Raw genomic sequence first — 12,008 nt, 5'->3', positions numbered from 1 at the left:
CAGGCCGGAGGTCTCGCCCACCCGCGCGGGGCGCGGGCCCGCTGACCGGGCGGCTCCCGGGGGAGCGCGCCAGCGTGTCGACCAGCGGACGGGGGGCTACTCCCCTCCTCGGCCGCCCAGGCTAGTCGACGGGCCCCGTGAAACCCGGTGCGCCCGGGTGTGGGGCTCGTTACCGTCGTCCCGTGCCGTTCCGTTGACGCCCGTCGTCCGCCGTACCGCCGTCGCCCGCCCGGCCGCTGGCCCGCCTGGCCGTGGCCTGGACCGCGCTGTCCGGGCTGGCGCCCGTCTACCCGCTCTACGCGCTGCTGTTCCTCGACACCGGGCTGAGCCCAGCCCAGGTCTCGGGCCTGTTCGCGCTGTGGTCGGTCACCAGCCTGGTCGCCGAGGTGCCCACCGGGGTGCTGGCCGACCGCTGGTCGCGCCGCGGCGCGCTGGTGCTCGCCGGGGTGCTGGAGGCGGTCGGCTTCGTCCTCTGGACCGTGGCGCCCGGGCTGCCCGGCTTCGCCGCCGGGTTCGTCGTGTGGGGCGTGGGCGGCGCGCTGGTCTCCGGTGCCGCCGAGGCGCTGGTCTACGAGGCGCTGGCCGCCGTCGGCGCGGAGGAGGAGTTCGTCCGCGTCCAGGGCGCGATGACGGCGACCGAGCTTCTCGTGCAGGTGCCCACCGCGCTGCTGGCCGGCGTGCTCGTCGAGGCCGGCGGCTACGCGCTGGTCGGCTGGGCGAGCGTGGGGGTGTGCCTGGCCGCGGCGGCGCTGGCCACCCGTTTCCCCGAGACCACCCCCACCGGGGACGACGACGGCGGCCCGGGCCTGCGTGCCGCCGTGGGCGAGGCGCTGCGCCGGCCGTCCCTGCGGCTGACCGTGGTCGCCGTCGCGCTGCTCGGCGGGCTGGACGCGCTGGAGGAGTACTTCCCGGTCATGGCCCGCGACCGCGGCGTCCCCACCGAGCTGGTGCCCACCGCGGTGCTGGGGGTCGCACTGGCCGGCGCGGCGGGCGCGGCGCTGGCCGGCCGGCTGGGGCGGCTGCCGTCGCGGGCGCTGCCGGTCCTGCTGGCCGTCTCGGCGGCGCTGCTGGCGGCCGGGGCGCTCGCGGGGACGCCCGTCGCGCTGGCCGCCGTCGCGCTGTCCTACGGCCTGTACCTGGCGGTGCTGGTGGTGGGCGAGGCGCGGCTGCAGGAGCAGGTGCCCGGCGCGGCGCGGGCCACGGTCACCTCGGTCGCGGGCCTGGGCATCGAGCTGGCGTCGCTGCTGGTGTTCGCCGCCTGGGCGCTGGGCTCCGCGCTCGCCGTCGCGGCGCTGTTCCTCGCCGTCGTGCCGATCACGTGGTCGGCCTTCCGGCCGACACCGCGGCCAGGTGCCGTCCCCGAGCGGCGTTGAGCCCTGCCACGCCGTCCCGGCCGGGAGCCTCCGGCCCCGCGACCGGTCCGCCGTCCTCCGCAGGGCGGCTCGCCACCCGACGTGGCGCCCCTCCCTACCTGGCGGTGCGGCGGGCGATGCGGGCGGCGAAGACGCCGGCGGCGTGGCCGTTGTCGATGTTGCTGACCACGACGCCGGGCGAAGCCGAGTTCAGCATCGTCAGCAGCGCGCCGAACCCGCCGAACGAGCCCGGCTGACCGGTCGAGGTGGGCACCGCGACGATCGGCACGTCGGTCATCGCGCCCACCGTGCCGGCCAGCGAGGCGTCCAGGCCCGCGACCACGACCAGGCAGTCGACGTCGTCGAGCAGGGTGCGGTCGGTGAGCAGGGGGCGCAGCCGGCTGCCGCCGACGTCGTCGACCCGCACGACCTCGGTGCCGGTCACCCGCGCGACGAACGCGGCCTCGGCGGCCACCGAGGCGTCGGCGGTGCTCGCGCACAGGACGCCGACCCGGCCCAGCGGCTCGGGGATCGGCCCGACGGCGGCCGACATCGCCGCCGCGTCCACCGTGGTGGAGCCGTCGTACGCGGCGGCCAGCGCGACCAGCGTGTCGGCGCTGGCCCGGACGACCAGCGCGGGCCGGTCCGGGTGCGCCGCGCGGGTCTCCCGGACCAGGGCCAGCACCTGCTCGGTGGACCGGCCCACGCCCCAGACGACGTCGGGCTCGGCCGGCGCCGGGCGGGCCGGGGCGGCCGGGGGCGCCGGGGCGAGCGCGGGCTGGCCGGCGCTGCCGAGCGACAGCGGCGGGTCGGCCAGCAGCGCGGCGAAGCCGCCGACCGGGTCCAGCGGCGAGGACTGCACCGGGCCGACCTGCACCGACGCGCGCGCGGCCGGCCGGGCCGGCGCCGGCGGGGGCTCCGCGGGCGTGTCCGGGGCGCGGGTCTGGGTGACCGCCGACAGCCGGACGACGCGGTCGCGGCCGCTGCGCTTGGCGTCGTAGAGGACGCCGTCGGCGGCGGCGAACAGCGTGCGGCGGTCGTCGCCGCGGGTGGCCGAGGCGATGCCGACGCTGATCGTCACCGGCACGGGCAGGCCCAGCGCGGTCCAGTCGTGCGCGGCGACGGCGCGGCGGATCCGCTCCAGTGCCCGCTCGGCCTGCTCGGCGGTGGTGTCGGGCAGCAGCACGACGAACTCGTCGCCGGCCCACCGGCACACCTCGTCGGTGTCGCGGCACCCGGCCAGCAGCAGGTCGGCGACCGCGCGCAGCACCGCGTCGCCGCCGGGGTGCCCGACGGCGTCGTTGATGGCCTTGAACCGGTCGACGTCGACGACCGCCAGCGCCGGCGTGGTGCCCGCGCTGAGCAGCCCGTCCAGCCGCGCCTCGGCGTAGCGCCGGTTGGGCAGGTGGGTGAGCGGGTCCTCGTAGGCCTGGCGGCGCAGCTGCCCGGCGGCGCGCTCGTTCTCCAGCAGGCTCTTGCGCCGGCCGAACAGCTCGACCCAGCGGGTGCGCCGCTCGTCGACCCGGTCCAGCTCGTCGGCGAGGTAGGCCTGCAGGTAGGGCAGCGCGCGGCCGGCGTCGTCGAGCTCGGCGTGCAGCGTGCACAGCTCGCGCAGCGCCGCCCGCCGCAGCCGGGGCAGGCCGTGCTCGGTCGCCAGCGCCAGCGCCCGGGCCAGCTGCTCGTCGGCGCTGCGGCCGTCGCCCTGGCGGCGCAGCGCCCGGCCCAGCCCCAGCAGCGCCGAGGCGAGCAGTGCGCGGTCGCCGGTGGCACTGGTGGTGCGGACGGCGGCGCGCAGCGGCCCGGCCGCGGCGGCGGGCTCGCCCAGCCCGACCAGCGCCCAGCCGTGCACCACCTGCGCGGCGACCACGCCGTCGGCGTCCGGCGGCAGCTGGGCCAGCGCCTGCTCGGCCAGCTCGCGGGCCTCGGCGAAGTGGGTCCCGGCGGCCTCGGGCTCGCCGTCGTCGAGCAGCGCCTCGCCCAGCTCCGCGCACAGCGCGCCCAGGCACGTGGCCGCCCGCGCCACCAGCACGTCGGGGTCGGCGTCGTCGGGGCCGAGCGTGCCCTGCCCGGCAGCCGCGGCGGCCGTCTCCAGGGAGCGGCGCTGGTAGTCCAGGGCCAGCGGCATGAGCTCGAGGTCGGCGAGGACGCCGGCCAGCGTGCCGAGGGTGTCGACGAGCAGCGCGTCGGGCGGGAGCGCGGGGTCGAGCAGGCTGGCGGCCTCGACCGCCTCGTCCATCGCCGCGTCGATCCGCCGCGACAGCAGCTCGATGCGGGCGTGCCGGGCCAGGCCCGCGGCGCGCTGGACGGCGTCGTCGGTGGCGTCGAAGGCCGCCTTGGCCGAGCGCACCAGGGCGATGGCCTCGGCGGCGTGCGCGGCCGACTCCGAGCGCGGGTCGCCGTCGCCGGAGGCCCGGTCGGCGGCGCGGTCGTCGCCGCGCTCGAGCAGACCCGCGACGCCGGCGTGCAGGTCCAGCGACTCGGTCGCCTCCGGCGCGTCCAGCGGCTCGCCGACCAGGGTGAAGCCGGCGACGCGCAGCCGGCGGACCAGCAGCTCGGCGCGCAGGGTGTCGGCCCAGGCGCGGCCGAGGGAGGGTTCGCCGTCGTGCCCGGTGGCGGCGCCGGACGGCCCGGCCCCGTAGGGCGTCGACGGGTCGACGACCGACAGCAGCCGCTCGGCGTCGTCGAGCTGCCAGTTGGCGAGGGCGGCGGTCACCCGGTGGTGCAGGGCTCCCGGTGGCACCACCGCACTGTGCACGCCGTCGTGCGGTTCCACGGGGAGCGCGGGCCGGGCGCGCCGTGTGGCGCCGGTCCCGTCGCCCGTCGCGTCACTGGCGTCCCAGGCGCGGCCGGCGCTCACGACGGCGTCCCCTCGGCCGCGTCGCCGGCGGGCCCGCCGTCCCCCGTGCTCCCGTCGGCCGTGCTCCCGTCGGCCGTGCTCCCGTCCACGAGGCCCGGCGCGCGGACCCGGTTGCGCCCGCCCCGCTTGGCGGAGAACAGGTGCAGGTCGGCGGTGTCGAACAGCGAGCGCCAGCCGACCGGCGCGGTGTCGTCCTCGGCCGCGGGCGCGGTGGCCACGCCGATGCTGACGGTGATCGGCTCGGGGAGCGCGAGGTCGGCCCAGTCGGCGTCGGCCACGGCGGCGCGCAGCCGCTCGGCGGCGGCGACGGCCTGGGCGGGGCTGGCCGTGGGCAGGACGACGAGGAACTCGTCGCCGGCCCAGCGGTAGACCTCGTCGCCGACGCGGCTGTGCTCGCGCAGCAGCGTCGCCACCCGGCGCAGCACCTCGTCGCCGTGCGAGTGGGAGGTGTCGTCGTTGACCTCCTTGAACCGGTCGACGTCGACGACGGCCAGCGACAGCGGCTCGGCGCCCAGCCGCAGCCCGGCCAGCCGGCGCTCGGCGCTGCGCCGGTTGCCCAGCCCCGTCAGCGGGTCCTCGAGGGCGTGCCGGCGCAGCACGGCGGCCTGCCGCTCGACCTCGCGCAGCCGGCTGCGGCGGACGAACATCTCCGCCCACAGCTCCCGGCTGCGCGCGTGCGCCCGGCCGGTGTCCGCGCGGTAGGCGTCCAGCCAGTGCAGCGCCTCGGCGGGCCGGCCCATCGCGGCGGTGGCCTGGCCGAGCTCGAGCAGGCACTGCCGGTAGCGGCGCCGGTCGGCGGTGGCGGCGAAGGCCCCCGCGGCGTCGACGAGCAGGTCGGCGGCCTCCTCGCCGTGCCCGCCGCCGGTGTGCACCTGCGACAGCCGGGACAGCAGCCGGGACAGGGCCAGGTCGGCGTAGCCGCGCAGCCAGGTGCTGCCGGCGCGGTGCACCCGCCGGTGCACGCTGCGCAGGGGGCCGAGGGCGTCGTCGAGGTCGTCGTGGCAGGCCAGCGCCCAGGCCTGGACGACGTCGAGCAGGGCGAGGTCGCCGGGATCGGGCTCGACGTCGAGCGCGCGGGCGTCGTCGGCGCAGGCCAGTGCGGCACCGGCCAGCTCGCGGGCCCGCCCGGCCTCGCCGCGGCGGCGCAGCGTCTGGGCCAGCTCGGTGTTCTGCTGGGCGCGCAGCTGCAGCAGCTGCCACCGGTCGGCGGGGTCGGCCAGCGCGGCGGCCACCCGGTGCCCGCGCTCGGCTTGCGCCACGGCGAGCTCCTCGAGGTCCAGCGCGGTGAGGGTGAGCGACAGCCACAGGTGCGCCTGGGACAGCGCGCGCGAGGGCTCCTCGGCGGGAGGGGACAGCTGCTCGGTGAGCAGGCTCGCGTCGACGGCGAGCAGCATCGCGGCGTCCGGGTGGTCGGCGGTCGCCTCGACGTGCGCCAGGTAGGCCAGGACCAGGGCCGTCGAGGCCGACGGGGGACAGGCGCCCAGCGCGTCGCGCGCGGCGGCCACCTCGGCGCCGGTGGCGTCCCGGTCGCCGTCGAGCAGGCCGCGGCGGGCGCCCAGCGCGTGCCGCCAGGCCGCCCAGCGGGGGTCGCTCGCCGCGCCGAACGCGGCCTCGGCGTCGTCGAGCCCGTCCCGGAAGGCGTCGGCGTCGTCCCGGCTGCTCGCGGTCAGCAGGCGCCGCAGTGCAGCATCGAGGTCACCGTCGGTGACGGGTGCGGGGCCGGGGGTCACGCATCCCTCCTCCTCGACGCCGGGTGGCCGGCCGCACGGGCCGGCGGCGAGGCAGTTCCCCCCGGACCCGGACTGCGCCCCGGCCCGACCGCACTACCCTCGTCGGGTGCCCCAGACGCCTCCGACGCGGTTCGCCTATCTCGGGCCCGAGGGTACCTTCGCCGAAGCCGCGCTGAGCAGCGCCGTTGCCCCCGGGGAGGGAGTGCGCCGGCCCGCGGCCAGCGTCGCGGCCGCGCTGGCGGCGGTCCGCGCCGGGGACGCCGACGTCGCCCTCGTGCCGCTGGAGAACTCGGTCGAGGGCTCGGTCCCGGCCACGATGGACGGCCTGACCGACGGCGACCCGCTGGTCATCACCCGCGAGGTGTTCCTCCCCGTCTCCTTCGTCCTCGCCGCGCGCCCGGGCACCCGGCTCGGCGACGTCCGCGCCGTCGTCAGCCACCCGCACGCGCTGGCGCAGACCGCGCGCACGCTGGCCGAGCGGCTGCCCGGCGTCCCGACGCTGCCGGCCTCCTCCACCGCGGCCGCGGCCCGGGCGGTCGCCGAGGGCGGGTCCGACGCCGCGGTGTGCGCGCCGATCGCCGCCGAGCGGTACGGGCTGGTCCCGCTGGCCGACGACGTGGCCGACTTCCCCGGTGCGGTCACCCGCTTCGTGCTCGTGTCCCGCCCCGGGGCGCTGCCGGAGCCGACCGGTGACGACAAGACCTCGCTGGTCGCCGTCGTCGCCGACCGCACCGGCGCGCTGCTCGACGTCCTGCGCGAGTTCGCCGTCCGCGGGATCAGCCTCACCCGCATCGAGTCCCGGCCCACCCGCGACCGGCTGTGGGTCTACTCGTTCTCGCTGGACTGCGAGGGGCACGTCGCCGAGGCGCGGGTGGGGGAGGCGCTGGCCGCGCTGCACCGGGTCTGCGAGGACGTGCGCTTCCTCGGCTCCTACCCGCGCGCCGACGGCCGCACCAACCGGCCGGTGCCCGCCGAGGCCGCCGACGCCAGGTTCACCGAGGCGGGCGAGTGGCTCGCCCGCCTGCGCGCCGGCGAGGTCTGACGGAGGACCCTCCTGCCCCCACCGCCCGCAGGCCCGCGGCGGGTCCCTGCGGAGGGGCGGTCAGGCGGGTTCCAGCTCGCGCTCGGGGGCGGTGGCGCGGCGGCGGGACAGGCGGCTCGGCCACCAGGTGCGGTCACCGAGCAGCGCCACCGCCGACGGCACCAGCAGCGAGCGGACGACGAAGGTGTCGAGCAGCACGCCGAACCCGACGAGGAACGCCAGCTGGGTGAGGAACAGCAGCGGCAGCACCGCCAGCGCCCCGAACGTCGCGGCCAGCACCATCCCGGCGCTGGTGATGACCCCGCCGGTGACGGCCAGCGCGCGCAGGACGCCGTCGCGGGTGCCGTGCCGCGCGGACTCCTCCCGCGCCCGGGTCATGAGGAAGATGTTGTAGTCGATCCCCAGGGCGACGAGGAACACGAACCCGATGAGCAGGATGCCGGGGTCGCTGCCCGGGAAGCCGAAGACGCCGTCGAACAGCAGCGCGGCGACGCCGACCGTCGCGCCGACGCTGAGCACCACGGTCGCCACCAGCAGCAGCGGCGCCACCAGCGAGCGCAGCAGCAGCGCCAGGACGACGGTGATCACCACGAGCACGCTCGGCACGATCACGCGCAGGTCGCGCGCGGCGGTCTCCCGGGCGTCGAGGTTGCTCGCGGTGTCGCCGCCGACGAGCGCGGCCGGGTCGGCGTCGTCGAGCGCGGACCGCAGGTCCTGGACGACGTCGATGGCCTCGGTGCTGTCGGCCGGGACGGCGAGGGTGACGTCGAGGCGCACCAGCCCGTCGACGACGAGCGGGTCGCCGCCCGGCTGGCCGCCGGTGAACGGGACGGCCGACGCCACGCCCTCGGTGGCCGCGGCGACCTCGGCGACCCCCGGCCACGTCCCCTCCGGCGTGACGACGACGGTGGGGCTGCCCGAGCCGGCGTCGAAGTGGCGGGCCAGCGCCTCCTGCCCGTCGACGCCGTTGGACCCGCCGCGGATGGCGTCGCTGAAGGTGATGCCGCTCGCGTCGTACGTGGGCGCGAACACCGCCGCGGCGACCAGCGCCAGCGTGCTGAGGGCCAGGACGCGCCGCGGCCGGCGGCCGACCAGCGCCGCGACCCGCCGCCACCCGCGGCCCTCGCGCGGCTGGTCGCCGACGTGCGGGCGGAACGGCCAGAACGCCGCCCGCCCGAGCAGCGCGAGCGCGGCCGGCAGGAAGGTGAGCGCGGCGACGACGGCGAGCGCCACGCTGACCGCCGAGATCGGCCCGAGCCCGCGGTTGGACGCGAGGTCGGAGAACAGCAGGCAGAGGACGCCGAGGACGACGGTCGCGCCCGAGGCCACGATCGGCTCCCACGAGCGGCGCAGCGCCACGCGGATCGCGGTGAACCGGGACGGCTCGCGCTGCAGTTCCTCGCGGAAGCGGGCGACCAGCAGCAGCCCGTAGTCGGTGGCCGCGCCGACGACCAGGATCGCCGCGATGCCCTGGCTCTGGCCGTTGACGGTGATCAGGTCGGCGTCGGCGAGCAGGTAGGCGACCGCGTTGCCCGCGGTGAGCGCCAGGCCGGCGGTGCCGATGACCAGGAAGGGCAGCAGCGGGCTGCGGTAGACCACCAGCAGGATGAGCAGCACGACGCCGAAGGCCGCGGCCAGCAGCAGCCCGTCGATGCCGGCGAAGCCGTTCGCGAAGTCGGCGAAGATGCCGCCCGGTCCGGTGACGAACGCGTCGGTGCCGTCGACGGCGATCGCGGCGCGCAGGTCCTCGACCACGGCCACGATCTCGTCGCCCAGCTCGGGGGTCAGCGGCAGCACCGCCTGCACCGCCTCGCCGTCCTCCGACGGGATCGGCGGCGAGGCCTGCCCGGCCAGGGCGCCGGCGTCCTCGGCGACCGCGGTGGCCTCGGCGAGCGCCCGCCCGACGGCGTCGAGGGTGGCCGGGTCGAGAGGCCCGTCGGCCTCCCACAGCAGGACCGCCGGGATGGCCTCGGTGGGGGAGAAGGCCTGGGAGAGCTCCGCGACGCGCGTGGACTCCGCGCTGTCGGGGAGGAAGGCGGCGGTGTCGTTCTCCTGCAGGCCGGTGAGCTGCCCGCTCAGCGAGCCGAGCGGGCCGGCGGCGCCCAGCCAGGCCAGCAGGACGAGCAGGGGGAGCAACCAGCGGACCCGACGGGCCATGGTGAGATCCTCTCGGGGGCCGATAATCTCGGTGTTCGAGACATTAGGGGGTGGGTCGATGGTGCGCAACGACGGCGAGCGGGCGGAGGTCCCCCTGCTGCTGCGGCGGCTCACGGTGGAACTCGACGCCGTCGGACAACGCTTCGCCGACAGGCACGGTCTCGGACGCACCGACGTCCGCGCCGTCATCGCGATCATGGACGCCGCCCGGGCCGGGGAGCCGCTGACCGCGGGCGGACTGGGCGCCGCGGTGGGGCTGAGCTCGGCGTCGGTGACCGCGCTGGTGGACCGGCTGGAGCGGGCCGGTCACGTGCAGCGCGTGCGCGACCCGGCCGACCGGCGCCGTGTCGTCCTGCAGATGACCGCGCCGACGACGGCTGCCGGCGCCGCCCACTTCGGCGGGCTGCAGCGGGAGCTGCTCGCGGCCCTGGAGGACTTCACCGACGCCGAGGTCGCCGTCGTCCGCCGCTGGCTGACCGCGATGACCGACGTCGTGGCCCGCCACGCCCGGGCCTAGGGAGTGACCCGCGCGGACCGGGCGCCGTCCTCCGCGTGTGCACGCACCGTGCCGCGGCCCACCCGCGGACCGCGGTGCGTGCACACGGCGTCAGAGGTACAGGCCGGTGGACTCCTCGATCCGCTCCGCGGCGACGGCGTGCACGTCGCGCTCGCGCAGGATGATCAGCTCCTCGCCGTGGACCTCGACCTCGTGCTGGTCCTCGGGGGAGAACAGCACCTGGTCGCCGACCTTCACCTGCCGCACGCTCGAGCCGACGCCGCGCGCCTCGCCCCACACCAGCCGCTTGGCGACCTGCGCGGTCGCGGGGATGAGGATGCCGCCGGTCGAGCGCCGCTCCCCGTCCTCCCTGCGCAGGGCCACGAGGATCCGGTCGTGCAGCATCTTGATCGGCAGCCCGCTGCCCCTGGCGACGTCGGATGGCACGGTGATCACGGTACGCGGTGGTGAGGTGCTGGAACGGCCCCGTCCAGGGGCCCGCCCCGAGCGTGCGGGGGGTGAGGGGGACGGGGTCCTCCCGTCATCCCCAGCCCAGCTCGTGCAGGCGCTCGTCGTCGATGCCGAAGTGGTGGGCGATCTCGTGGACGACGGTGACCGTCACCTCCTCGACCACCTCCTCGGCGGTCGAGCAGACGTCGCAGATGGCCTCGCGGTAGATCATGATCCGGTCCGGCAGCGCGCCGCCGTACTGCCAGCCGCGCTCGGTCAGCGCGTACCCCTCGTAGAGGCCCAGCAGGTCCGGCTCGTCCTCGTTGCGGTCCTCCACCAGCACGACGACGTTGTCGAGCAGGGCCATCAGGTCGGCCGGCACCGCGTCCAGCGCGTCGGCGACCAGGGACTCGAAGACCTCCCGGGGGAGCGGCCTCACCAGCTGGTGGGCAGGGGGCGGCCCTCCTCGTAACCGGCCGTGCTCTGCACCCCCACCACCGCCCGCTCGTGGAACTCGTCGACGGTGCGGGCCCCGGCGTAGGTGCACGACGAGCGCACCCCGGCGACGATCCCGTCGACCAGGTCCTCCACGCCGGGCCGGGCGGGGTCGAGGTACATCCGCGACGACGAGATGCCCTCCTCGAACAGCGCGGCGCGGGCGCGGTCGAAACCGCTCTGCTGCGCCGTCCGCGCCTTGACCGCGCGCGCCGAGGCCATCCCGAAGGACTCCTTGTACAACCGGCCGCTGCCGTCGTCGTGGATGTCCCCGGCGCTCTCGTAGGTGCCGGCGAACCAGGAGCCGACCATCACGTTGGCCGCGCCGGCGGCCAGCGCCAGGGCGACGTCGCGGGGGTGGCGCACCCCGCCGTCGGCCCACACGTGCTTCCCCAGCCGGCGGGCCTCGGCGGCGCACTCCTCGACGGCGGAGAACTGCGGCCGGCCGACGCCGGTCATCATCCGCGTGGTGCACATGGCGCCCGGGCCCACGCCGACCTTGACGACGTCGGCCCCGGCCGAGACCAGGTCGCGGGTGCCCTCGGCGGTGACCACGTTGCCCGCCACCACCGGCACCGACCCGGCCACCGACCGGGCCGCGCGCACCGCCTCGACCGCCTTCTCCTGGTGGCCGTGCGCGGTGTCGACGACGAGCACGTCGACCCCGGCGGCCAGCAGCGCGGACACCTTGCCCGCGACGTCGCCGTTGATGCCGACGGCGGCCGCGGTGAGCAGCTGCCCCTGCGCGTTGACCGCGGGCGTGTAGACCGTCGAGCGCAGCGCGCCCTTGCGGGTGATGACGCCGACCAGCCGCTCGCCCTCGACCACCGGCGCGGCGCTGACCCGCTCCTCGGACAGCACGTCGAAGACCTTCGGCAGCTCGGTGCCGGCCGGGATGGTCAGCGGGTGCTCGGCCATGACCTGCGAGAGCTGGCTGAACCGGTCCACGCCCTGGCAGGCGCCGTCGGTGACGACGCCGACGGGCACGCCGTCCTCGACCACCACCACGATGCCGTGCGCGCGCTTGGTCATCAGCGACAGCGCCTCGCCCACGGTCGAGCCGGGGGACAGGGTGATCGCGGTGTCGTAGACGGGGTGCCGGGCGTGCACCCAGGAGACGACCTCCCCGACGACGTCGACGGGGATGTCCTGCGGCAGCACCGCGAGGCCGCCGCGGCGGGCGATCGTCTCGGCCATCCGCCGGCCGCTGATGGCGGTCATGTTCGCGACGACGACCGGGATGGTCGTGCCCACCCGGTCCGGCGTGGTCAGGTCGACCTCGAGCCGGGAGCCGACGGTGCTGTGGTTGGGCACCATGAACACGTCGGCGTAGGTCAGGTCGGTGGGCGGGCGCTGACCGTCGAGGAACCGCATGCCCCCGAGTGTCCCAGCCCCTGCCCCTCGCGGGGTGCACGTCGTCGCGTGCGCG

Annotated in this window: 9 protein-coding genes; 3 read left to right on the top strand and 6 right to left on the bottom strand. The window is 77.3% G+C overall.

What is annotated here, in order from left to right:
* Positions 1-251: 251 nt before the first annotated feature.
* Positions 252-1,373 (top strand): MFS transporter, encoded by a 1,122-nt coding sequence (locus ACFO3M_RS15620; protein ID WP_387990575.1) that lies wholly within the window; start codon positions 252-254, stop codon positions 1,371-1,373.
* A gap of 94 nt (positions 1,374-1,467) precedes the next feature.
* Here ACFO3M_RS15620 and ACFO3M_RS15615 read toward each other — a convergent pair whose 3' ends face one another.
* Both ACFO3M_RS15615 and ACFO3M_RS15610 read right to left on the bottom strand, forming a co-directional pair.
* On the bottom strand, positions 1,468-4,092 hold the full coding sequence (locus tag ACFO3M_RS15615) for a diguanylate cyclase domain-containing protein (RefSeq protein WP_387990572.1): 2,625 nt from the start codon (positions 4,090-4,092) through the stop codon (positions 1,468-1,470).
* A 113-nt stretch (positions 4,093-4,205) separates the two neighbouring features.
* Positions 4,206-5,939, bottom strand: coding sequence for a GGDEF domain-containing protein (locus ACFO3M_RS15610; protein ID WP_387990569.1), 1,734 nt, complete (start codon positions 5,937-5,939; stop codon positions 4,206-4,208).
* 106 nt (positions 5,940-6,045) lie between these two features.
* On the opposite strand from ACFO3M_RS15610, the gene pheA reads away from it, so the two are divergent.
* A complete protein-coding gene (gene pheA, locus ACFO3M_RS15605; protein WP_387990566.1) occupies positions 6,046-6,981 on the top strand; it encodes a prephenate dehydratase in 936 nt (311 codons plus the stop codon).
* 60 nt (positions 6,982-7,041) lie between these two features.
* Here pheA and ACFO3M_RS15600 read toward each other — a convergent pair whose 3' ends face one another.
* On the bottom strand, positions 7,042-9,138 hold the full coding sequence (locus tag ACFO3M_RS15600; RefSeq protein ID WP_387990563.1) for an MMPL family transporter: 2,097 nt from the start codon (positions 9,136-9,138) through the stop codon (positions 7,042-7,044).
* A gap of 58 nt (positions 9,139-9,196) precedes the next feature.
* On the opposite strand from ACFO3M_RS15600, the gene ACFO3M_RS15595 reads away from it, so the two are divergent.
* A complete protein-coding gene (locus ACFO3M_RS15595) occupies positions 9,197-9,655 on the top strand; it encodes a MarR family winged helix-turn-helix transcriptional regulator (protein ID WP_387990561.1) in 459 nt (152 codons plus the stop codon).
* A 90-nt stretch (positions 9,656-9,745) separates the two neighbouring features.
* Here the strand turns inward: ACFO3M_RS15595 and ACFO3M_RS15590 are convergent, their stop codons facing one another.
* The 3 genes from ACFO3M_RS15590 to ACFO3M_RS15580 form a co-directional block, all read right to left on the bottom strand.
* A complete protein-coding gene (locus ACFO3M_RS15590) occupies positions 9,746-10,081 on the bottom strand; it encodes a GroES family chaperonin (protein ID WP_387990558.1) in 336 nt (111 codons plus the stop codon).
* A 94-nt stretch (positions 10,082-10,175) separates the two neighbouring features.
* Positions 10,176-10,523 (bottom strand): metallopeptidase family protein, encoded by a 348-nt coding sequence (locus tag ACFO3M_RS15585; RefSeq protein ID WP_387990556.1) that lies wholly within the window; start codon positions 10,521-10,523, stop codon positions 10,176-10,178.
* Positions 10,520-11,953: a GuaB1 family IMP dehydrogenase-related protein gene (locus tag ACFO3M_RS15580; protein WP_387990553.1), complete on the bottom strand. Its 1,434-nt coding sequence runs from the start codon at positions 11,951-11,953 to the stop codon at positions 10,520-10,522. The genes ACFO3M_RS15585 and ACFO3M_RS15580 overlap by 4 nt, the downstream gene beginning before the upstream one ends.
* Between the last annotated feature and the right edge of the window lie 55 nt (positions 11,954-12,008).

It is taken from the genome of Geodermatophilus arenarius, assembly GCF_042654585.1.
Taxonomy (GTDB): Bacteria; Actinomycetota; Actinomycetes; order Mycobacteriales; family Geodermatophilaceae; genus Geodermatophilus; species Geodermatophilus arenarius.
This window is presented reverse-complemented; position numbering and strand designations above follow the sequence as displayed.